The organism is Streptococcus sp. GS001 (assembly GCF_021595565.1).
In the GTDB taxonomy this organism is placed as follows: Bacteria; Bacillota; Bacilli; order Lactobacillales; family Streptococcaceae; genus Streptococcus; species Streptococcus xiaochunlingii.
The window spans coordinates 1-23,844 of the sequence record NZ_JACSYJ010000003.1; the positions used below are offsets into that span (position 1 = coordinate 1).

Genomic DNA, 23,844 nt, shown 5'->3' on the forward strand with positions numbered 1-23,844 from the left:
TTATAGTGCCCTGCACATTGGTTCGTCTTGTTCAGTTTTCAAAGGTCTTTGTCGCTCTCGCGCGACAACTATATTAGTATATCACGTCCATATGTCCTTGTCAATATCTTTTTTCTATTTTTTTAAAAAAGTTTTTCTTTTTTAAAAAAATAGAAAACGAGAAGCGTATTCTTCTCGTTTTCTTATGATTATACAAGTTCTTTATATTTTTTCTGTTCTGCTTTATTTGCCCAAACGTAATGTCCAGGTTTGATTTCAACCATTTCTGGTTTGTCGGTTGAATAATCATGCTGATCAGGATCATAAACTTTCAGAACTTTTTTGCGTTCTAGAATTGGATCTGGAATTGGAACAGCAGATAGTAGAGATTGTGTGTATGGATGAATTGGATTATTAAACAATTCTTCCGTTTCAGCTACTTCTACAATAACTCCTTTGTAAATAACCGCAATACGATCAGAGATAAATCGAACAACTGAAAGATCGTGTGCGATAAAGAGATAGGTCAAGCCCAACTCTTTTTGGAATTTCTTAAGGAGATTTAAAACTTGCGCACGTACGGATACGTCAAGGGCTGAAATTGGTTCATCTGCGATAACAAATTCTGGTTCCATTACCAAGGCACGAGCAATCCCAATCCGCTGGCGTTGTCCACCAGAGAATTCATGGGGATAACGAGTCAAATGCTCTGCTAGAAGCCCAACTTCATGCATAATCTCTTTTACTTTACGTACTCGGTCTTCTTCATTTTCGAATAGGTGATAATTGTACAAACCTTCTGAAATAATGTAGTCGACTGTTGCACGCTCATTCAAACTTGCTGCCGGGTCTTGGAAGATCATTTGAATCTTACGGATTAATTCATTTTCATCCTTACGCGATTGCTTCCCATTGATTTTTTTGCCATCATACAGGATGTCACCTGCACTAGTGTCATTCAAACCAATGATTGCACGACCAATTGTCGTCTTCCCACTACCAGACTCACCAACAAGAGAAAATGTTTCCCCTTTGTTGATGAAGAAATTTGCATTCTTTACAGCTACAAATTTTTTACTTCCTTCACCGAAGGAAATTTCTAGATCTTTAACTTCTATTAATTTTTCTGTCATTTCCTTCTCCTAGTCCTTGATTGTAGTGAATCCCATTTTTGCACTGATCTTTTCATGAAGATTATCAATAATTTCTGGTTTATTGACTTTTGGTGCATCTTCATGTAAGAGCCATGTTTTAGCCCAATGTGTATCTGAAACATTGAAGACTGGTGGATGTTCCTCGAAATCAATTTGCATAGCATAGTCTGAACGCAAAGCAAAGGCATCCCCTTTTACTGGTGAATATAATGATGGAGGAGTCCCTGGGATAGAATATAAATCACCTTTAGAGGTAGACAATTGTGGCAAACTTGAAAGGAGACTCCATGTATAAGGATGTCTTGGATCGTAGAAGATTTCTTCTACTTTACCAAATTCTACAATTTCACCAGCATACATTACAGCAACCTTATCTGCAATACTTGCGACTACACCTAAGTCGTGGGTAATAAAGATTGTTGTAAAGTTATATTCTTTTTGCAATGATTTCAACAAGTCAATGATCTGGGCTTGGATGGTTACGTCAAGGGCCGTTGTTGGCTCGTCACAGATCAAGATATCCGGACGACAAGCAAGCGCAATAGCAATAACGATCCGTTGACGCATCCCGCCTGAATATTGGAAAGGATATTCATCAAAACGACGTTCCGCTTCTGGGATTCCCACCTTTTCCATATAATCAATGGCCATTTCTCTGGCTTCTTTGGCACTCTTGCCTTGGTGTTTAATAATAACTTCCGTAATTTGTGATCCGATTGTATTAATCGGGTCCAAACTGGTCATTGGATCTTGGAAGATGGTTGCAATTTTTGCACCGCGGATATCTTCCCAGTCCTTGTTTGACTTGAGTTCTGTTAATTCTTGCCCACGGTAATTAATGCTACCATTGGCAATTCGTCCGTTGTCTTCTAACATTCCTGTGAAGGTTTTTGTCAGAACAGATTTACCAGAACCTGATTCACCAACAAGTGCCATGACTTCACCTTCAACAAGGTCTAAGGACACATTGCGAATGGCTGTTAAGACACGATCCCGAACATCAAATTCTACTACGATATCGCGAGCAGATAAGATTACATTTTTATCATTTGTCATACCTACTCCTCCTATCTATGTGTACGTGGATCGCTGGCATCTGCAAGGTTTTGTCCAACGATATAGAATGACAAGGATACCAAGACTAAGACTGTCAATGGAATCCAGAAAAGATACGCATTGGTTGTTACGTTTTGTGAGTAGTCTGAAATCAGACGACCTAAACTTGGAACTGTAATTGGCAATCCCAATCCAAAGAAAGAAAGGAAGGCTTCAGTTGAAATAAAGGCTGGCAACAATTGAGTTGTCGTCGTCACAATAACAGATACCAACTGCGGCAAAATATTTTTTGTCACGATTTTTAGAGTTGGAGTCCCCAAAGTACGGCTGGCCAAGTTGTACTCTAAATCACGGTAACGCATAATTTGGACACGGATAGAATAAGCAATCCCAATCCATCCTGTTACCGTCATCGCCAAAATCAAGTTCCAGAAACCAGCACCGATTGAGTAAGTCAAGACAATAACAATCAACATGAATGGAACGTTTGAAATAACGTTATAAACTTCCATCATGAAGCGGTCGATTGATTTTGACACACCCCAAATCCCACCAATCACTACACCAATCACAACGTTGATCAAGGTAGCAATAAAAGAGATGATAATCGAATTGCGGGCACCAAACCAAACTCCATCAAACAACGATTTACCATTGTTATCTGTACCAAAGAAAGCTTTGGCACTTGGAGGATTCAAACGAGCAGTGAAATCATTTACTTTACTTACATCATTGTAATCAAAGTTTGAAAACATTGGATAAACAAAACTCATCAAGAGAATCCCCACCAAGACTGCTAACATGAAAATGGTTGATTTCTTTTTGAAAAATTGGCGAAATACTGATTTCCAGTAGGAGTACGACGGCGCATCAATTGTTTCAGAGGCAAAGTCGTCACGTTCAACAAATTGGAATTTCTTTTTATCGATTGTAGACATTATTTGCCTCCTTTCTTAGTTGTCAATTTGATACGAGGGTCTACCATAACCATGAGAATATCACCGGCCATCGCTCCAAATACAGCAAGAACGGTGAAGATGAAGACAAGACCCACCACCATGGTATTATTCGATGCTTTGATGGAATCAATCAACATTTTACCCATACCAGGGAAGGCAAAGACAGTTTCTGTCAAGGTAGCTCCTGAGATAACCAAGACCAATTGAACAGGAATACCTGTAACGATTGGAACCATGGCATTCTTGAAAATATGCTTGCGTGAAATTTCTTTTTCAGAAAGTCCTTTAGCACGTGCAAAACGGACAAAGTCTTGTGAGTGCAAGTCAATCATATAACGACGAATCCAAACAGCCAAACCTGGAGCGGTCAATAGTCCCAGGATGACAGAAGGAAGAACGTACGATCTCCAGTCCTGAGCTCCTAAGACTGGGAAAGAGTCTGGAAGACCAATTGTTGAACCAACCAAGCGGACGATGTAGACCAAGGCAATCGTTGGAAGAGCCATCATCAATGTCAAGACAGCTGTTGAGGCACTATCAAACCATGTGTTCTTCAACAAGGCCATGTATGATCCCAATGGAATTGCGATCAAGTAAGCAATTGCAATCCCGATCAAGCCGATAATAGAAGAGCTCACAATCATGGATGGATTTTCATAGTTACTCAAAGTTGCTGTATAAGCATCTCCTTCACCAAAGCGGGCAATATCTTGAGCATCTGCCTTGCTTGGTGATTTGTAAGTACGTGAGTAGATATCGATAGAAGATTCTTTTTTCCCTGTTGGGAAGTTTACTTCACTCTTCTTGGTAGTACCTTGTCCTTGTGTAATAACCTGAAGAACCGGCGTATTTGAATAAGTTGGATAAGATTCACCCAAGTTTAACGATACAAAATTTTGATGAATGAACGGGAATTGACCATTGAAATACAAAAGATATTTATGTTTAGTCCCCGAACCAACTACTGACCAACCAATAGCTGGATCATTTTCAATTCGAATATAGCGTTCAAGTTTTGGATTGGAAGCATCTTTGATGACATTTGGATGATCAATCTGAATCAGGTTGCCGTAGAATCCAATAACACGTTCAAAGACAGGGACTTCACGAGTTGCGTAAAAGCCTTTGTTTTCAGGGAAACGTTTCAATACCCAGCCATTTCCAAGATTAGAAATGTACTTTTTGTAGATCTTTTCGTTTTCTTTAGTAGGCTCTACAGTTACTGATGAGTCTTCCTTGCTTGCTTTTTCTTTCAAAGCTTTTGAATCAAGATATTCTATATACCCCATACGATCATAGACTGTGTTTTCATAATTGATTTTAGAATCCTTAGTCTTTGCAATCTTATTATAGTTAGGGTCGTTTTTGAAAATTAAATTTCTTGGGGTTAGCGTATAAATAATTGTATACGTCAATGTCGTAACTAAAAAGATCGACACTAACGAACGTAAAATACGCATAAATATATATTTTTTCATATTCCGTTCCTTTAATGTTCAAAAGAACTTTCTCCCCTATTAGAGAAAGTTCTGATGAAGGTGATTATTTAACGTGTTTTTCTAGTTCTTGCTGAGCTTTTTTATTTGAATCAGCTTTTTCTTTCAACCATTTTTCACGTTCTTGATCATATTGTTTTTTAGTGACAGGTTCATCTTGAACTTCAACATATTTGAAATAAGTTGATCCTTTGTTACCTGTTTGTGATGATGGTCCAGAGAATGGAACTACTTTTGAAACAACTGTTCCAGCACCTGAACTTGTCATAGTTGGAATCACTAATGCGCTATCTGTTAACCAAGCTTGAGCTGCTGCAAATTTGTCGTAACGAGTCACTACATCTTGAGTTTCTTTTTCTGCATCATCAAGCAATTTCGCAAATTCATCTAAACCGACTGCTTTAGCAGAAGCATTGTCGACACCACCAGCAAATCCAAGGTAAGTCTTAGTTTGGTCTGGTGAAGATGGTTGCAAGGTATCAAGGTAAGTAGATGGGTCATCGTAGTCTGGATTCCATCCTACAAGTCCTTGAAGATCCCAGTCAGCTTCTGCAGCTGATGGTACGTTCAATGTAATGTTCAAGACTTCATCTTGGTCCATCATTTGAAGGTCCACAACAACGTTTTCTGTACCAAGTGTTTCTTCAACTGATTGTTTGAAGGATTGCATCCGTGACACAAAGTTTGTTGAGTTTTGTGCAACCGGAACATCCAAGTGGATTGGGAATTGAACACCCTCTTTTTGAAGTTCAGCTTTTGCTTTTTCAAACTGAGCTTTTGCTTTTTCCTTGCTATAAAGTCCGTTTTGACCGTCTGCAAGATTCACACCACTCCATTGATCTCCATAAGTTTGCAACTTGTCTGCTACTACATCACCAAAGTCTTTACCATTTACTTGAACAAAGGCAGGTGCGGTGTACATGTTCCGAATAGCAGCCTTAGCATAGTCTTTACCATTGACTTGCGCTGAATAATTCTCACGGTTCAAGGCAAAGGTGATGGCTTGACGGAAATTCTTGTTCAAGATAGCTTTCTTCGTAGAAGATTTCTGGTCATCTGACGTCTTAGAAGTATGGTTGTAGGCTTGACGGTCAATGTTGAAACCTAAGACTGCTACACCAGAACCAGGCTGTGTGTTGTAGATATTATCTTTGTATTTTTCTTCAACAGACGCAAAGTTTGAACTTGCTGGGAAGAGACGAGCAACTGTGTATGATCCATCACTAAAGCCACGCGCCAAGGAATCTTGATCTGATCCATCATAATAAGACAATTTAATCTTGTCGATATGAACGTTGTCTTTATCCCAATAATCTTCGTTTTTCTCAAAAGTGATTTCTGATTTAGAAGTGATTGATTTCAAAAGGAATGGACCATTGAACAAGATTGATTTGACATTACCTGGCTGACCAAATTCATCACCCTTGCTCTTCAAGAAATCTGTACTAATTGGGAAAAGAACACCATTAGTTGTTTTTGAATTCCAGAAAGTTTCTGGTTGGTTCAAAGTATACTCAAGAGTATAGTCATCCACTGCTTTGACTCCAACCTCAGAGAAATCTGAAATTTTTCCTTCTGAGTAGTCTTTCAATCCTTTGATTGAGTCTTTTACCAATGGAAGAGATTCTGATTTTTTATCCGCCGCATGCTTCAATCCAGTAACAAAGTCATGAGCTGTTACTTCACCATGCTCTTCACCATCAGCATCATACCATTTAACACCCTTACGGATTTTGTAAGTATAGGTCAAACCGTCTTTTGAAACAGACCAATCTTCAGCAATAGATGGTACAAGGTTTCCGTACTTGTCGTTCTCCAACAAACCATCTACACCGTTTGTTGTAATATCGTGTACGGAAGCTTTTGAAGATACAGTGTAATCCAAAGTTGTTGGATCATCGTTATAAACATAGCCATATGTTGTATCTTTTTTTGATGCAGACTTGCTATCTTTTGAGCCAGAACATGCTGCAAGGAAAGTTGCTGCGAGCAATGTTACTCCGGCAAATGCAAAAACTTTACTTTTTTTCATTTTGAGTCTCCATTTTATTGAATTTAGATAGAATTATAGCATAAGTGAGACAAAAAGTAAACTAAATTTTCTGAATATTTGGCAAGTGAAAGGAGCCACTAAGCGGAGGACTGTCTAAAAAATCAATCCTTTTTAGTGGCTCCTTCCCCTACTTAAACTTATGCGTTCTCACTATCCCAGCTATTTCGATTCGATGTGGTTCTTTAATTCTTCTTGGGCTTTTTTATTGGATTCAGCCTTTTCTTTCAACCATTTTTCTTTACTTGCATCGTAATCCTTTGTCTTGATGACTTCTTCTGAAAGTTCAAGATATTTATAGTTGGTTCCTGTACCTTTTGTTCCAACCCATGAAGCAGCACGACTATATGGGACAGTCCGTTGCAACATTGGCGTTCCACCATTTGAAACAGTTGGTAAGATCAACGAACTATCGGTTAGCCATGCTTGAGCGGCTGCGTATTTCTCATACCGTACAGCTTGGTCACTCACTTCTGCATTGGCATCTTTTAAGAGCTCTGCATACTTCCCAAAGTCAACTGCTGTAATAGAAGGGCTGTTTGAACCTGCATCCACACCTAGATAGTAGAAAACCGAACCGTTAACAGGACTTAAACTCTCTAAATAAGTAGATGGATCTTGGTAGTCTGGCACCCATCCTCCGCCTGCAAGATCATAATCTTTCTCAGCAGCAGTATCTGTGAAGTAGGTAATATTGTTAAAGTCATCATCAGATAATTTCTGAATATCTACGACAACATTGTCTGCACCAAGAACAGCTTCTACGGATTGTTTGAAGGAGCTAGCTTGTTGTACCTGACTGTTATCTGTCTGACTAACAACGTAATCCAAATGAATTGGGAATTGTACCCCTTCTTTTTGTAGTTGTTCTTTGGCTTTTGCAAATTCAGCCTTAGCTTTTTCTTGATTGTAGAGAGTGGTTTGGGCATCATCTAGATTTACGTCTTTCCACTCATCCCCATAGGTCACCAATTGTTTCTCAACAACCTTACCGAACTCTTCACCATTTACTTGAACAAAAGTCGGTGGAACCAAGGTGTTTCGAAGAATCTTGGTCGCTGCATCTGCGCCAGATGTTTGAGCTGCATAGGCTTCACGGTCAAAGGCAAAGTTGACAGCTTGACGGAAATCCTTATTTAAAATCGCTTGTTTTGTAGACGATTTTTGAGCATCTGTCGTTTTGGCTGTATGGTTATACTTCTGACGATCGATGTTGAAGCCTAGATAGTAAGATGTACCATATTGAACACCATAAACAATATTATCACCAAATTTCTTTTTCACACTCTTATAAGTGGAGCTATTTGGCATTACTGTCGCAAATGAATATTGTCCATTCTCAAATTTCTTGATGACTGATTCTGGATCTGATCCGTCATTGTAAGTCAACTTCACATTATCAATATGAACATTCTTTTCATCATAGTATTCTTTATTTTTTACAAGTTCAATTTGAGATTTTGAAGTTAAATTCTTTAAATAATAGGGACCGTTATAGAGAATACTACTTGGTTTTAAAGAACCAAAGTCTTTTCCTTGAGATTCTAAGAACGCTGCGTTAACTGGGAAAAGGACGCCTGATGTCGTCTTAGAATTCCAAAAGCTTTCTGGGCGTTCCAAGGTATATTGAACGGTGTAATCATCTAAGGCTTTCACGCCAACTGTCTTAAAATCTGTTGTTTCACCCTTGGCATAGGCATCCAAGCCTTTAATGGAGTTTTGGATTAAGAAGAGACCTTCAGATTTTGATTCCACAGCATGTTTGATTCCTGTCACAAAATCGTGAGCTGTTACAGCACCATATTCTTCCCCTTCACTGGTGTACCATTTAGCATCTTTTCGAAGTTTATAGGTATAGACCAAGCCATCTTCTGAAACTGTCCAGTCTTCTGCCAAACTTGGGATTAAATTTCCATATTTATCATTTTCTAACAAACCATCAACAAGGTTACTTGTAATATCAGACGTCGTTGTACGAGTCGATGCAATATAGTCCAAAGTATTTGGATCCGTTGAATAAATATAAGAATAAGTAGATTGATTGCTGCTTCCACCACCGCATGCTGTTAATAGAAGAGCGCTGGCTAGAGAAACACCGGCCAGTACAAACCGTTTATTTACTTTCATCACTATCTCCTTATGTTAGGTTTTCTACCATTATACACTATTTCTTCCATTTTACCAACTATCTTTACAATTTACTTATAGAGTTTTAAATTAAGTGAAGGTGAAAATAGGATTAAAGCAGTTGCCTTCTTTTATGATACAATAGTAGAGACAAAAAACAATCGAGGATTCAAACGTGAAAAAAATAATCACTTTACTTCTTTGTATAATTCTTACCCTTCTCAGTACTTCTCCTGTAAGAGCGGAGGATCTAGACCTCGGAGCTCAGCATGCTATTGCAATCGATGGGACAACAGGTAAAATACTCTACGAAAAAAATAGCAATGAAAAAAAAGAAGTTGGTGGAATCAGCAATCTCTTAACTACTTATCTCGTTTACGAAGCCATTCAGCAAGGAAAAATCTCTTTAAATGATGACGTAGATATTTCGGACAAAGCCTACCAACTGACCGCTGTTGAAGGAATCAGCAATGTCCCCATGGAAGCTCGTAAATACAAGGTTAAGGACCTGCTCACTGCTCTCCTCGTATCAAACGCCAATAGCGCCGCCATTGCCTTAGCTGAAAAAGTAGCTGGTAACGAAGAACAATTCGTCCTGCTCATGAAAGCGAAGCTCAAAGATTGGGGGATTACAGATGCGACGATTGTGAATGCTAGTGGTTTGAACCAATCTATCATTGATGGGGATGAGGATGAGGAAAACAAAAAGAAAGATACAGAAAACAAGCTGAGTGCTTATGATGTAGCAGTCATCGCAAAACATCTTCTGGAAGACTATCCTGAAGTTACAAAAATCACCTCCCTTTCCCATGCAGAATTTGCTGGAATTCAATTGGAGAGTAGCAACTATATGCTGGAAAACATGCCCAACTATCGAGCTGGGGTGGATGGTCTAAAAACTGGAAATTCCGAAAAAGGAGGGATCTCATTTGTCGCTTCTACTAATCAAAATGGGATTCGAATGATTACCGTTATCATTGGTGTTGAGGTAATCGATGGAGATCCCTACGCACGATTTGTTGCAACAGCCAACCTGATGAATTATGTGAGTCAAAACTTCGTTCCAAGCCTCATTGTCAGTAAAGGCGAAGCTTACAACAACAGTAAATCAACGGTTCTTGATGGCAAGAAAACAAACGCCACTGCTGTTGCCAAGGATGACTTCATCGTGATCGAACGACAAGGAAGCCAAGCAGAACCTAAAATCACCTTTAAAAGTAGCCAATCTTCATTTAGCGCTCCTATAAAGAAAGGTACTTCTCTCGGAACCCTTACCTACACTGATCCAGAACCCATCGGTCGAGGGTATATCGAAGGCAAAGCCCCTAGTATGGAAATGGTGAGCGGAGAAAATATCCAAAAAACTTTCTTCTTAAAAGTGTGGTGGAATCAATTTGTTCGTTACGTCAACGAAAAACTATAAATGCTCATAAACAAAAAAGAGGTCACCCTCTTTTTTTGTTTATTCAATTCCGTCAACAGAACTTCTATCGAACTTCGAAATAAGGAAAAGCAGTGTCGCTGTCTATTGGATGAGTCGGAATCTCTTCTTCAATCACCGCACGCCAACCTGCTACCAATTCTTCAAAAGATAAGCTAGCTTCAGGTGTAGCTGTTGTTAGCTTCCGACCAAACCAAGCCATGGTCGCCGTTTCTAATTGAAGCATGGCGTACTGGATTACTGGTACATTTGCCTCTTCATAATTTTCATTGACTGCACGGGCTACTGCTGGTGCTTGAGGCAAGAGTTGAAGGCGGATTTTTTCTACAAGTTCTGGATCCAATTCTTGCCAAGAAATTAATTTTCCATCGATTTGATAATACAAGTCAAATGTTTCTTGACCCGGCTTAAAATTCACTAGCATAAAGGCACGATCCGCTTTATCAGGACCACCAACAGCCTTCACAGCATTGATCAAGAGGTTTTGTTCCATCTGTCTCCAATAATCATCTGCTTCTTCAGCTAAATCGTTTGTAAATGGCGGAATAATTTCTTCTGCAGGAATTTCGCCCTTATTCGCTTTTTCGACATTACCAAATAATTTTTTTTAGGAATCCCATTGGCTTCTCCTTTTATCTCCTTAACCGACAGATCCTTCCATTTCGTAGCTAATCAATCGGTTCAGCTCAACTGCATATTCCATTGGAAGTTCTTTAGTGAAGGGCTCTACAAATCCCATGACGATCATTTCAGTCGCTTCTGATTCTGATAAACCACGGCTCATGAGGTAATAGAGTTGTTCTTCTGAAATCTTAGATACTTTGGCTTCATGTTCCAAAGCAACTTGTGAATTATGAATTTCATTAAATGGGATGGTGTCAGATGCAGACAAGTCATCCATGATAATGGTATCACACTCAATGTGACTGACAGATTTCGCTGAATCTTTATTGAATGTCACTTGTCCACGGTAGTCAACCTTTCCTCCACCTTTCGCGATGGATTTTGAGACGATTGAAGAGCTGGTATGTGGAGCATTGTGGATCATCTTGGCACCAGTATCCTGGTGTTGCCCCGTATTTGCAAAGGCAATAGAAAGCATGGTACCACGCGCTCCTTCTCCATCTAAGTATACAGATGGATATTTCATAGTTGTTTTGGCACCCAAGTTCCCATCAATCCACTCAACAGTAGCATCTTTTTGAGCCTTAGCGCGTTTTGTAACCAAGTTATAGACGTTATCAGACCAGTTTTGGATAGTCGTATAACGCATGTAAGCTCCATCCAAAGCAAAGATTTCTACAATAGCAGCATGCAAGCTATTGCTTGAATAAGTCGGTGCTGTACATCCTTCTACATAGTGGACGCTAGCGCCTTCATCAACAATAATCAAAGTCCGCTCAAACTGACCTGTATTTTCATTGTTGATCCGGAAGTAGGTCTGCAAAGGAACATCGACCTTTACACCCTTCGGTACATAGATAAAGGTCCCACCTGACCAAACAGCTGAGTTGAGGGCTGCCAACTTATTATCCGTTGGAGGTACCAACTTAGCAAAGTACTGCTTAAACAAGTCTGGGTATTCCTTCAAAGCCGAATCTGTATCGGTAAAAATGATTCCGAGCTTTTGGAATTCTTCCTTCATGTTATGGTAAACTACTTCAGACTCATACTGAGCAGCTGCTCCGGCCAGGTAAGCACGCTCTGCTTCTGGAATACCAATCCGTTCGAATGTTTCCTTAATTTTTTCAGGCACTTCATCCCAGCTACGTGCAGGTTTATCAGATGGTTTTTGATAATAAATCAAATCATCAAAATCAATATCTGACAAGTCCGCTCCCCAAGTTTGCATCGGCATTTTTTTAAATGCTTCATAAGACTTCAAACGGAACTCCAGCATCCATTCCGGCTCATTTTTCGCAGCAGACAACTCGCGAATAACCGATTCATTCAACCCTTTTCCTGTTGACAAGATTGGGTCTACATCATCGTGAAAGCCAAATTTATATTCACCAAGATCAATTGGTTTTGGTTCTACTCTTTCTTCTGTCATATCTTTCCTTTCATTTTCTTTTTAGCGCTCTTCCCATGTGATTACTTTTTCTAATCTGGATCATCAGCACCCGAATGTTGATAGCACTTCTCACCAGAAGCTCGGTTAAAAAACAGACTTGAGTCTTCATCACTTTTATTCATCATTAGGCTTGAGCATCGATTGCTTTTTTGAGAGCATTCCAAGCCAGGGTCGAGCACTTGATCCGTTGTGGAAATTTAGCAACCCCAGCTAAAAAGGCTGCATCTCCCAACTGATCTTGACGGGCATCTTCTTTGCCTTGGACCATTTCTGAAAAAATAGTCGCCAACTCTAGCACTTCTTCCTTGGATTTTCCTAGGACAACGTCCGTCATCATACTAGCAGAAGCCGTCGAAATCGTACAACCTGAGTTGACAAAGGCAATGTCCTTGACTAGTCCTTCATCATCAAACTGAACAGACAAACTAATCACATCGCCACAGGTTGGATTGTTTAAGTTGATTTGTTCAACCCCTTCAATCTTTCCATGGTGGTGGGGATTTTTTGAATGGTCAGCTACTACAGCCATATAGAGGCTATCTAATTTAGAAAGTGCCATTGAAAAACTCCTTTGTTTTTATCAGCGCTTCTACAAGCTTATCACAGTCTTCCTTTGTATTGTAGAAATAAAAGCTAGCTCGAGCAGTCGCTGGAACCTCCAAATACTGGATCAAAGGTTGAGCACAATGGTGGCCTGCCCGAACGGCAACTCCTTCATAATCCAAGGCAGTCGCAAGATCATGAGGATGCAGATCCCCTAAGTTGAAGGAAATCACCCCAGAGCGTTTCGCTAAATCTTGGGAGCCATAGATTTTCAAGCCTTCAATCGCTTGAAGTTTAGGAAAGACGTAGGCAATCAAGTCTTGCTCATGATGCTCAATGGCATCCATGCCAATAGCCTCTAAATAATCAATTGCCGCAGCTAAACCAATTGCGCCAGCCATATTTGGAGTCCCTGCTTCGAATTTCCAAGGGAGTTCCTTCCAGGTTGCGGATTGTTCATAGACAAAGTCAATCATTTCCCCACCAAATTCAACAGGTGACATTTGGTTGAGATAGTGCTCTTTTCCATACAAGACTCCAATCCCTGTCGGTCCAGCCATTTTATGCCCGGAAAAGACAAAGAAGTCTGCATCTAGCTTTTGAACATCAATTTTCATATGGGGGACTGATTGGGCCCCATCCACTACCATAATAGCACCTTTTTCATGGGCCAATTGAGCGAGTTCCTGGATAGGATTAATCACCCCGAGAACGTTAGAAGCATGGGTAATGGAAACAAACTTGGTTCGATCTGTCAATTTTTTTCGAAAATCCTCTAGATCCAAACCACCGTCTTTCAAGTAGGCATAGACCAACTTCGCCCCTGTCTTCCGACAAGCTTCCTGCCAAGGAAGAATGTTGGAATGGTGTTCCATAATAGAGATGAGGACCTCATCCCCCTCTTCGAGGATTTCCTCTGCAAACCGCCCAATCCAGTTCAAGCCTGTCGTAGTCCCTCTCGTAAACAAGACCTCTTTGGTCGAGGAAGCATTTATAAAACGACGGACCGTTTCTCTTGCTGCTTCATAGGATGCGGTCGCCCGTTCAGCCAAAGTATGAACCCCGCGGTGAACATTGGCATTATCCTCTTGGTAATAGCGATTCACCGCTTCTAGGACAGCTTTTGGTTTTTGTGTCGTCGCTGCATTATCTAAATAGACAAGCGGCTCATCATTCACTATTTGATCTAAAATCGGGAAATCTTTCCGAATCTTTTCGACATCTATCATGTTTATCTCTTCAATAATTTATCTTCAATGGTTTGGATCATTTCTTCACGAACTTCTTTGACTGGAATCTCCACGATCACTGATCCAAGGAAACCACGAACCACTAGGCGTTCTGCAGTTGCCTGATCCAAGCCACGGCTCATGAGGTAGTACATGTCTTCTGGATCTACCTGACCGATAGAAGCCGCGTGGCCTGCAGTCACATCATTTTCATCGATCAAAAGAATTGGGTTGGCATCGGAACGAGCTTGGTCAGAAAGCATTAACACACGGCTTTCTTGTTGGGCATCTGCCCCTTTTGCTCCTTTAATAATGTGGCCAATCCCGTTGAAGGTCAAGGTTGCCTTTTCAAGAATGACACCATGTTGGAGAATGTTCCCTACCGAATTGCAACCATAGTTGGTTACACGGGTATCAATCCCTTGTACCTGACGACCACTAGATAGGGCTACGACCTTAAGGTCTGCATGGCTGCCGTTTCCTATCAAGTCACTATCAAAGTCAGCAACGACATTTCCTTCGTTCATGACACCGATTGCCCAGTCAATACTAGCATCCTTGCCTAGTTTCCCACGGCGGCTAATGTAGGCAGTGACATTCTCACCAAGACGATCAATCGCAGCAAACTTCACTTGCGCACCTGAACGGGCAATAACTTCTACTGTGATATTGGCAGTTGCCTTAGCACTACCTTCTCCACGTGACTCTAACCGTTCAAGGTAACTAATCTTACTGTTCTTACCAGCGATAATCAAGATGTGCTTGTTAAATGGCACATCGCTATCACTATCCTGGTAGAAGACACCCTCGATTGGCTCCGCGATTTCTACATGATCTGGAATATAAAGAACAGCTCCACTATTGAAATAAGCCGTGTGGTAGGCTGCCAACTTGTCATCATCATATTTAACGGATGACATGAAAAATTCTTCTACAAGTTCTGGAATTTCTTCTAGAGCTGAGTGGAAGTCTGTAAAGATGACTCCCTGGTTGGCCAAGTCAACTGGAATCTGTTCAAATACTGTATGAGTCCCATGCTGAACCAATTTTAATTGATTGTCAATCGCCGTGAAGTCTGGCACAGCAGTGAGCGGCTCACTTTCTGTGATCGTTCCATCGCCAAGATTCCAACGATGAAATTTCACGCGTTCAATCACGGGTAGTTCTAAATCATCAATTTTATCAAAAGCCTTCTGGCGCAAGTCCTGCAACCATTGAGGCTCTGCATGCATTTCTGAAAAAAGTTTGATATTTTCTTTGGTCATTTACTCCTCCTCAAAGATCCTGTTCAGTTTTGGACACAAGATTAGAGTTCTTCTTTGTAGTCGTAACCTAACTCTTCTGCTAATTTCGCGTATCCTTCACGCTCCAAACGCACAGCAAGTTCAGGACCACCTGAAAGGACGACACGACCTTCCATCATCACGTGAACCACATCAGGAGTAATGTAGTTTAAAAGACGTTGGTAGTGGGTAATAATCATGGCACCAAAACCTTCGCCACGCATTTCATTGACCCCTTTTGAAACTACTTTAAGGGCATCGATATCCAAACCAGAGTCAATCTCATCAAGGAGGGCAAACTTCGGTTCCAACATCAACAATTGCAGAATTTCATTGCGTTTCTTCTCACCACCTGAGAAACCTTCGTTCAAATAGCGTTCTGCCATTTCTTCCTTCATATTGAGGAGTTCCATTTTCTGGTCCAATTTTGTGATAAAATCACGAACAGAAATTTTTTCGTCCTCTTCTTTGCCAGCATTCATGGCTGCACGAAGGAATTCAGCATTGGTAATCCCTGGAATTTCTGATGGGTATTGCATAGCCAAGAAAAGGCCCATGCGAGCACGTTCATCCACTTCCAATTCAAGGATATTCACTCCATCAAATAGAATTTCACCTTTGGTCACTTCATAGTTTGGATTCCCCATGATGGCTGCAGATAGGGTTGATTTCCCTGTCCCGTTAGGTCCCATGATGGCTGCAATTTCCCCTGTTTTAAGGGTCAAGTTTACGCCTTTTAAAATTTCCTTGCCTTCAATTTCTACATGAAGATCTTTAATCTCTAATACTGACATTTGTATTCCTTTCTGCTATAGAGTTTTGTCTTATCTAGTATAACAAAAAAAAGCCTAAAAGGCTTTTCTGGTGTTTAGAATCGTTCTTATTTAGTCTTGTTTTTTCTATTTTGTCGAACTTCCTCTCGATAGGCAGAATTTCCTATATAGCGTAAGCAATTTAGGAGCGGACTATGGTTAGGACCTAGGACTCCAATCAATTCTGCTAATAATTCAACTCCTAATACCAAACCGATGACAAGCAGAACGCCACCAATACGAGTCGAAATATTCAATAGAAGAGAAATCATAGCAAAAATCATCGAAATTCCATAGATGACCAAGACGGTTCCACGATGCGTTAAGCCCAAAGAAAGCAGGCGATGGTGCAAGTGATTCCGGTCTGGTGCATAGAACTTCTGACCAGAGAGAGTCCGACGAACAATCGCTAAAAAGGTATCCGTAATGGGGACTCCCAAAATAATCATCGGCGTAACAACCGCAACTGCCGTCGCATTCTTAAGACCTTGCAAGGACAAAACAGCGATCATGAAACCAATGAAGAGGGCTCCTGTATCCCCTAAATAAAGAATCGCTGGATGATAATTAAAGGGGAAGAAACCAGCAATGGCCATGACTAATACAAAAATCGTCATAGTCAGAAAGAGATTGGGCACTGGGAGAAAGAAATGAGAAACAATCCCCATCGTCACCAAGGAAATAATCGAAACCCCACTGACCAGGCCATCCAAACCATCAATCAAATTGACTGCATTGGTAATCGAAATGATCCAAATGACTGTTAAAATATAGGACAACCAGGGATCAAAATGAAGAAATGGCCCTCCAAAAGGGATCTTGAAATCATTTAAGCGAAAATCTGTAAAGAACCAGATCACACTGGCCCCTAGGAAAATCCCCAGCATCTTTAACCGCGGTGACAATTCTTTTATATCATCGATTAAACCAGTCAGACCAATGATCCATCCTCCAACAACAACTGGTAAAGTATAGGTCAGATAAGATGTCTTGGCTACATAGCCTTTGGTAATCATCGGTAGCAATACCACGGTTGCAATGGTAAAAGCAAGAAGAATGGCTAAACCACCAGCGCTGGGCATGGGTTTTTTATTGATCCGACGCGCATTTGGATAGTCTACGGCATCTATTTTAAAGGCCAATAACCTCACAAAGGGAGTTAGAATCAAACTGATCAAAAAAGTTGCAATCAGGACCAGGATAAATTGTAATGGAAAAGTAATCATACCAAATTAACCTTTTGTAGTTCGTGAATAGCATCTGAGACGAGCAAGAGATGACCATGTTCCTGGAGGACAGCCCTAGTAGTATCTGTGTCTTCTGCATATTCACGCATGGTTGCCAAGAGCCAACCTGGATAATCTTGCGGGCACCCTTCCAAATCGATCAAGATGGTTAAATAGTATAGCCCGTCCATTTTATAAAGTTCCGAAGTCTCGACCGCATAATGAACTGTCTTTGTAAACCGAATCACTTCTTCTAACTGAGAAAACTGGAGGATATAATAAATATACCGTGTATCTACTGGATGATTCGGCGTATCTTCTTCTGAAAGCTGATTCTCATCAGCCAATTCCTCAGCTTCTAAATGACGGATAGCATCGCCGTCTCCCTTACTCTTTTCAGAGATGGTTTTTTCCAAGGTCTTAATAAATTCGTCTGGAGACATTTGCGACAATTCTTCCATATCAGGCAAGTCGGAAAAATCTTCAAAATTTAAATGCTGATCAATTTTTGATTTGGTCACAAACACATCGAGCTTATCCGGCTTAGGAGTCACTCGGAAACTTAACATGCCACTGTCTAAGAAGCTTTCTGGCATTTCCAATTCATCTAAGATGGTATAGAAAAATTCTTCTGTTTTTTCTTGAGGCACCAAAAAATCGGCCATTTCCATGCCTCGTTCTTCTAAATCCTCTAATTGAATCGTGATTTTTATGGTTGAATCACTGATTTGCTTCATCTTCATGACTGCACCTCATACTGTTAGTCTTTCTATTATACTAAAAAGGGACATATTTTTCAAAACATGACCCCCCACCTCAGATATGAAAAAACCTTAAACAAAAGAGCACTTCCTCCCCCCTCAAACATAGCCATTTGAAGAGAAAGAAGAAGCACTCCTATCTCATGATTAGATAAAGATTTTAATTACTGCATAGACCAGCAAAATCGCTCCCAAAACAATCCGATATTTTCCAAAAACTGTGAAGTCATGAGTTTTAACATAATCTGTCAAGAAGCGAATCGCTACCATACTGACTCCGAAGGCAACTGCCATAGCGACCAAAAGGATTGTTCCTTGGCTGAAGCTTAAAGCATTTCCTCCCAAGACAAACTTAGCGACCTTTAATAGGCTAGCTCCAAACATGGCAGGAATCCCCAGATAGAAGGTAAATTCTGTCACAACGGAGCGGCTAACTCCATTGACCAAACCACCTACAATTGTTGCACCTGACCGACTGGTTCCTGGGAAAAGTGACAAGACTTGGAACAAACCAATATAGAGAGCAGTCTTATAAGGCAACTTGTGTAATTCCGTCACTTCTGGCTCTACTTGCTCTCGTTTTTCAAGGTAAATAAAGGCCCAACCATAGGTGATCAGCATGATGGCTACAGAAAAAGAGTTATGAAAATGAGCTTCAAACCAATCATCTAATTTAAAGACAAAGAGCAAAGGCAGGGTCGCCACAGCAACCTTGGCCCACAATTGCCAAGTCCGTCTCACCTCTTTTTTCGATTTTCCAGGCTTAAAGGGATAAAGCTTGTCGAAGTAAATCACGACGACGGCCATAATAGCACCAAGCTGAATAACAACATTAAACATCTCCATAAAGGCAGAGTTTTGATCCTTAAACTGGATAAAGTCTTGAATCAAAATCAAATGACCTGTACTTGAGATTGGAAGCCACTCGGTGACTCCTTCAACGATTCCAAAAAGAATCGCTTTTATCACTTCAATGATAAACATCTTCTTCTCCTAAACTTACATTTGCTATATTATAACACATTTCTAGCCATAGAACCAGATGCGCTTGCAAGGATGCATAGACTAAAAAAGTGAGGTAGATCCTACCTCACTTTTCTAAAATTGTAACTACAACTGTGGCTAGCTAGCACTTGTGCGACTCTAAAAAGCACCGAAGCCACCGCCACCACCGCCACCAGAGAAGCCACCACCAGAACTACCACTTGAAGACACTGTAAAATGACTAGCAGTTGTCGCGGTCGTTCCATAAGTAGATAAGAGATGGCTGGAATGGATCAGATTACTACGAAATGGAGTGTAGACATAGGCATCCATACTTGGGTTATCCAAGTGGATTTGACGAAGTTTCATCACTTTACTTACTTGATCTGCAAAACCAAACAGAGTAGCATAGACTAATAAGCGATTCCATAAAACCAGCGATTGAACTTCTGCTTCTTCCAAATGAGCGATATCCCGCAACATATTACGGAAGCTATCCCAGTAATAGCGCTGTTCTGCACCGAGGTCCGTTGGGACTCCATCCCGTCGATAGAGGGTGAACTTCCCTTGGAAGGATGCCGGAAGAATCCACATTACCAACACATAGATCACACAAAAGATAGAGAGCCAATTCAAGATGAAATAAGCAATTAGACCGGCTACCAAAGCAATGCTCCACGCAGCCCATCCAAAGAAGAGACACATACGGCCTGCACGTTCCTCCCCTACCTCTAAAGGACGGTAGTAAGGAGAAAGGGCAAAGGTTTGGATCTTTTGTTGAACTGCCTGAGCGACACGAGAAATCGCTGCATCAATCCGATCTTGCGCTTGTTTTCCTCGCTTGCGAATGGCATCTTGCTCTTTCTCAGAGGCATATTTATAGAGAGAATCCGAAATTTCATAATCTGAAAACAAGTCATCTGTTCTACAATATTTTTGAGAACCGAAAGCTAGTCTAAGAAATTCGCGCTCAAATTCATCCAATGTATCTTCATTTTGAATGGTTAAAACTGTATGAGTGTCGTATTGCTCACAGATGATATTTTTTCGATCAATCAAATCAAGTAAGGTTGCTTGCACCAACTGATCAAATTTAAAGGCGCCCCGAGCATGTTTTTTGGTTGGAGAAATCTCATCTAGCTCTGTAGAGTATACAATCGAGGCCATTAGTAGAGGCGCAACGTCATTTGGAATCTCATACAAGCGGCTATTTTTTGGGAAAACTCTGGTAGAAGTCACAGATTGCATGAATCGATGACGATAATAAATAGCAAGAAGAAGGATGAACAGAATAAGGATTGGGAGTAGGACCTTCATAAATAGGCGAATCCAGGTCCGTTTTTGAACAATTCCTGCTTCCGTCCGATGATAGTTGGACTCCTCCATCAAACCTGTATCGCGATAGGATTCCCCAAAGGAAGCTATATCCGATTTCCGCCAGTAAGCATAAATCTCAACACCTTCTTTTCGTTTCAGATTCTCTAGAGTAGCCTTATAGTTTGCTTCTTCTTTCTGAACAGTTGCCTCAGCCCCCATATAAGCCGTATGGATATTCAGTTCCGATTTTGAGGTAGCCGTGGCAAATTTCGGGATAATCTGTAACTCTACTTTTTTGACCCCCTGATCCCCATCACTGATCGGCTTCCAGTTCAATAACAAGATATCCCGATGAACATAGAGCAGATTTTTTAAGTGCCAGATAACCTTCACCTTAACAGTATCTCCTGCGCTTCCGCCATTGTAAATCTTAACCTGATAACCATCGCCTAAATTTTGAACTTCTGGTTCTTGTAACAAGGTTCTGCCTTCAACTTCCACCAGGGGAGGAGTTATTATTTCAAAACCTTGAGGCATTTTACCCGCCGATCCCAAGGTGACATATTGGCCATTATAGGAAGTTGTAAAATGATAGACCAATTCTTCCTCATAAGTAGCATCGTCCCAAGTTTCCAAGGTAAGAGTCCCCCGATAAGACTGAACCTCATAGGAAGGACCATCCGCTTTTACAAGACCTGTTACAAATAGACAGGCCATCACTGCCAATAGAACATACAGAATTTTTTTCATTTCCCCTATACTCCTTTGGTTTATTATAGCATTTTTTCATGAAAAGGTTATCAGGTTTGAAAAGTAGACCAATTTCCTGTACAATAAGATGATACTATTTATAAAGGAAGAGGAGACTACATGAAAAAAACAATTTATGCTCTCTTTACCGGACTACTTTTGTGTCTGGGAATGAGCCATATTGTCAAAGCAGATGAGTATCTCCGGATTGGAATGGAGGCTGCGTATGCTCCTTTCAACTGGACTCAAGAAGATGATTCAAATGGAGCCGTAAAGATTGATGGCACCAACCAATATGCCAATGGTTACGATGTTCAAATCGCCAAAAAGGTTGCTGAGGGACTAGGTAAAAAACCTCTGATCGTAAAAACATCTTGGAACGGACTAATTCCAGCCCTCACTTCTGGGAAAATCGATATGATTATTGCCGGGATGAGTCCTACTGCTGAGCGCAAAAAAGAGGTTGCTTTTTCTAATAGCTACTATACTAGTGAGCCAGTCATGCTGGTCCGCAAAGATGGAAACTATGCGAATGCCACTAGTTTAGATGACTTTAAGGATGCAAAGGTCACCTCTCAACAAGGGGTCTATCTCTACTCTCTCATCTCCCAACTCAAGGGTGCAAAACAAGAAACTGCAATGGGAGACTTTGCTCAAATGCGCCAAGCTTTAGAATCTGGTGTTATCGATGCCTATGTTTCTGAGCGTCCAGAAGCCTTGACAGCTGAGTCCGCTAATTCAAAATTTAAGATGATCCAATTCAAAAAAGGATTTGAAGTTGGGGAAGAAGATGCGACCATCGCTATCGGGATGAAGAAGGGTGACGCTAGACTTGACCAAGTCAATGCGGCACTAGCTAATATTTCATCAGAAGACCAAGTCAAACTCATGGATGATATGATCAAGAAGCAACCAGCTTCCAGCGATGCTAGCGATGATGAGCAGACTTTCTTCAGCCAAATGATGAAGATTTTGAAAGATAATGGCCCACAGTTCTTACGCGGAACTGGTATGACTCTCCTCATCTCCATGACGGGAACCATCGCTGGGTTGATTATCGGTTTGTTAATCGGTGTCTTCCGGACTGCGCCTATGTCTAAGAACAAGGCCGTCGCTGCCTTGCAATCATTCTTTGGTTGGTTCCTCAATGTCTACATTGAGATCTTCCGTGGAACTCCGATGATCGTTCAATCCATGGTTATTTTCTACGGTTCGGCCCAAGCCTTCAATATTTCCTTGGATCGTACCTGGGCCGCCATCTTTATTGTTTCGATCAATACAGGGGCTTATATGAGTGAGATTGTTCGTGGAGGAATCTTGGCAGTGGATACTGGTCAGTTTGAAGCAGCGACTGCTCTAGGAATGACCCATGGACAAACCATGCGCAAGGTCGTCCTTCCTCAGGTCGTTCGGAATATCTTGCCAGCGACAGGGAATGAATTTGTCATCAACATCAAGGACACATCTGTCTTGAATGTTATCTCCGTGGTCGAACTTTACTTTACAGGAAATACGGTCGCAACTCAAAACTACCAATACTTCCCAACCTTTACTATTATTGCAGTTATTTACTTTATCCTGACTTTCACTATCACCCGTATCCTACGTTACATCGAACGTCGCTTAGATTCTGATACCTATACAACAGGTGCCAATCAAATGCAAGTCAAAGAGGTGAAATAATGGCAGAAAAAATACTTGAAATCAAACACTTAAAAAAATCCTACGGTCAAAACGAAGTTTTGAAGGACATCTCTCTTTCTGTTGAGAAGGGCGAAGTGATCTCTATCATTGGGAGCTCTGGTAGTGGGAAATCTACCTTCCTTCGCTCCATCAATCTCTTAGAAACACCGACTGATGGAGAAATCCTCTACCGGGGGCAAAACGTTCTTGATCCTGACTATGATCTCACCCACTATCGGGAAAAATTGGGCATGGTTTTCCAAAGCTTCAACCTATTTGAAAACTTAAATGTCTTAGAAAACACCATTGTCGCTCAGACAACTGTCCTAAAACGGGACAGAGAAACGGCTGAGAAGATTGCTAAAGCGAATTTAGAGAAAGTTGGTATGGGAGAACCTTATTGGGCTGCTCGTCCAAAACAACTTTCAGGAGGACAAAAACAACGGGTCGCTATCGCTCGGGCCCTCTCTATGGATCCGGATGCTATTCTCTTCGATGAGCCAACCTCTGCTCTGGACCCTGAAATGGTCGGAGAAGTTCTTAAAATTATGCAAGACTTAGCCAAAGAAGGCTTAACCATGATCGTGGTCACCCACGAAATGGAATTTGCACGAGACGTCTCAAGTCGTGTTATCTTTATGGACAAGGGGGTCATCGCTGAACAAGGTGATCCGAAAGAAATCTTTACCAATCCAAAAGAAGAACGAACGAAAGAATTCTTACAACGTTTCTTAAACTAAAACAAACTCCCTCACTGGAAATCCTTCCGATGAGGGAGTTTTTAAATACCATCAATTGAAAGCACGATTCCACACATAAACTTGTTGAAATCCTTTGATAGATATGAAGTAAGCTAGTGATACTTTCCTACGATATCCTGATTTATACTATATAAAAAGAAGGGAAGCTTTTTCCCTTCT

Annotated in this window: 18 protein-coding genes and 1 pseudogene; 3 read left to right on the plus strand and 16 right to left on the minus strand. The window is 40.9% G+C overall.

Translation table 11 applies throughout. From position 1 onward, the window contains the following. Window positions 1-188: 188 nt before the first annotated feature. The 6 genes from H8S88_RS06795 to H8S88_RS06820 all read right to left on the minus strand — a co-directional run bounded on the left by H8S88_RS06795 (window position 189) and on the right by H8S88_RS06820 (window position 8,821). Window positions 189-1,112, minus strand: a complete 924-nt coding sequence (locus tag H8S88_RS06795; RefSeq protein ID WP_048714745.1) for an ATP-binding cassette domain-containing protein — start codon at window positions 1,110-1,112, stop codon at window positions 189-191. A 9-nt stretch (window positions 1,113-1,121) separates the two neighbouring features. Further along, window positions 1,122-2,189 (minus strand): ABC transporter ATP-binding protein, encoded by a 1,068-nt coding sequence (locus tag H8S88_RS06800; protein ID WP_125335844.1) that lies wholly within the window; start codon window positions 2,187-2,189, stop codon window positions 1,122-1,124. An 11-nt stretch (window positions 2,190-2,200) separates the two neighbouring features. Next, complete coding sequence (oppC, locus tag H8S88_RS06805) at window positions 2,201-3,127, minus strand: oligopeptide ABC transporter permease OppC (RefSeq protein WP_048692005.1); 927 nt, start codon at window positions 3,125-3,127, stop codon at window positions 2,201-2,203. Continuing rightward, complete coding sequence (locus tag H8S88_RS06810; RefSeq protein ID WP_048692006.1) at window positions 3,127-4,626, minus strand: ABC transporter permease; 1,500 nt, start codon at window positions 4,624-4,626, stop codon at window positions 3,127-3,129. The genes oppC and H8S88_RS06810 overlap by 1 nt, the downstream gene beginning before the upstream one ends. 64 nt (window positions 4,627-4,690) lie before the next feature. Beyond that, on the minus strand, window positions 4,691-6,676 hold the full coding sequence (locus H8S88_RS06815) for a peptide ABC transporter substrate-binding protein (protein WP_125335842.1): 1,986 nt from the start codon (window positions 6,674-6,676) through the stop codon (window positions 4,691-4,693). 180 nt (window positions 6,677-6,856) lie between these two features. After that, on the minus strand, window positions 6,857-8,821 hold the full coding sequence (locus H8S88_RS06820; protein ID WP_061564749.1) for a peptide ABC transporter substrate-binding protein: 1,965 nt from the start codon (window positions 8,819-8,821) through the stop codon (window positions 6,857-6,859). A 175-nt stretch (window positions 8,822-8,996) separates the two neighbouring features. On the opposite strand from H8S88_RS06820, the gene pbp3 reads away from it, so the two are divergent. After that, on the plus strand, window positions 8,997-10,244 hold the full coding sequence (pbp3, locus tag H8S88_RS06825; protein WP_125335840.1) for a D-alanyl-D-alanine carboxypeptidase PBP3: 1,248 nt from the start codon (window positions 8,997-8,999) through the stop codon (window positions 10,242-10,244). 64 nt (window positions 10,245-10,308) lie between these two features. On the opposite strand, the pseudogene H8S88_RS06830 reads toward pbp3, so the two are convergent. From H8S88_RS06830 to H8S88_RS06875, 10 genes and pseudogenes are all read right to left on the minus strand, one after another. Then, window positions 10,309-10,882, minus strand: a pseudogene (locus H8S88_RS06830) (hypothetical protein). A gap of 20 nt (window positions 10,883-10,902) precedes the next feature. Next, window positions 10,903-12,315: a Fe-S cluster assembly protein SufB gene (gene sufB, locus H8S88_RS06835; protein ID WP_125335836.1), complete on the minus strand. Its 1,413-nt coding sequence runs from the start codon at window positions 12,313-12,315 to the stop codon at window positions 10,903-10,905. Window positions 12,316-12,460: 145 nt separating this feature from the next. Next, window positions 12,461-12,895, minus strand: a complete 435-nt coding sequence (sufU, locus tag H8S88_RS06840) for a Fe-S cluster assembly sulfur transfer protein SufU (protein WP_125335834.1) — start codon at window positions 12,893-12,895, stop codon at window positions 12,461-12,463. Beyond that, the gene (locus H8S88_RS06845; RefSeq protein ID WP_125335832.1) at window positions 12,882-14,108 is read right to left on the minus strand and encodes a cysteine desulfurase; all 1,227 of its coding nucleotides are present in this window, start codon (window positions 14,106-14,108) and stop codon (window positions 12,882-12,884) included. The genes sufU and H8S88_RS06845 overlap by 14 nt, the downstream gene beginning before the upstream one ends. Window positions 14,109-14,110: 2 nt before the next feature. Next, window positions 14,111-15,373 (minus strand): Fe-S cluster assembly protein SufD, encoded by a 1,263-nt coding sequence (gene sufD, locus H8S88_RS06850; RefSeq protein WP_125335830.1) that lies wholly within the window; start codon window positions 15,371-15,373, stop codon window positions 14,111-14,113. Window positions 15,374-15,414: 41 nt separating this feature from the next. Then, on the minus strand, window positions 15,415-16,185 hold the full coding sequence (gene sufC / locus H8S88_RS06855; RefSeq protein WP_048692034.1) for a Fe-S cluster assembly ATPase SufC: 771 nt from the start codon (window positions 16,183-16,185) through the stop codon (window positions 15,415-15,417). Between the two features lie 86 nt (window positions 16,186-16,271). Then, a complete protein-coding gene (locus tag H8S88_RS06860) occupies window positions 16,272-17,429 on the minus strand; it encodes a glycosyltransferase family 4 protein (protein ID WP_048692036.1) in 1,158 nt (385 codons plus the stop codon). Continuing rightward, complete coding sequence (mecA, locus tag H8S88_RS06865; RefSeq protein WP_125335828.1) at window positions 17,426-18,172, minus strand: adaptor protein MecA; 747 nt, start codon at window positions 18,170-18,172, stop codon at window positions 17,426-17,428. The genes H8S88_RS06860 and mecA overlap by 4 nt, the downstream gene beginning before the upstream one ends. Before the next feature lie 165 nt (window positions 18,173-18,337). Continuing rightward, window positions 18,338-19,174 (minus strand): undecaprenyl-diphosphate phosphatase, encoded by an 837-nt coding sequence (locus tag H8S88_RS06870; protein WP_125335826.1) that lies wholly within the window; start codon window positions 19,172-19,174, stop codon window positions 18,338-18,340. A gap of 159 nt (window positions 19,175-19,333) precedes the next feature. Next, window positions 19,334-21,241: a DUF2207 domain-containing protein gene (locus H8S88_RS06875; protein ID WP_125335824.1), complete on the minus strand. Its 1,908-nt coding sequence runs from the start codon at window positions 21,239-21,241 to the stop codon at window positions 19,334-19,336. Between the two features lie 120 nt (window positions 21,242-21,361). Here H8S88_RS06875 and H8S88_RS06880 point away from each other — a divergent pair, with 120 nt between their 5' ends. Together H8S88_RS06880 and H8S88_RS06885 are read left to right on the plus strand one after the other, a co-directional pair. Continuing rightward, window positions 21,362-22,924 (plus strand): ABC transporter substrate-binding protein/permease, encoded by a 1,563-nt coding sequence (locus tag H8S88_RS06880; protein ID WP_125335822.1) that lies wholly within the window; start codon window positions 21,362-21,364, stop codon window positions 22,922-22,924. Next, entirely contained in the window at window positions 22,924-23,664 is a 741-nt protein-coding gene (locus tag H8S88_RS06885; RefSeq protein ID WP_009732258.1) for an amino acid ABC transporter ATP-binding protein, read from the plus strand. The genes H8S88_RS06880 and H8S88_RS06885 overlap by 1 nt, the downstream gene beginning before the upstream one ends. Window positions 23,665-23,844: the final 180 nt, after the last annotated feature.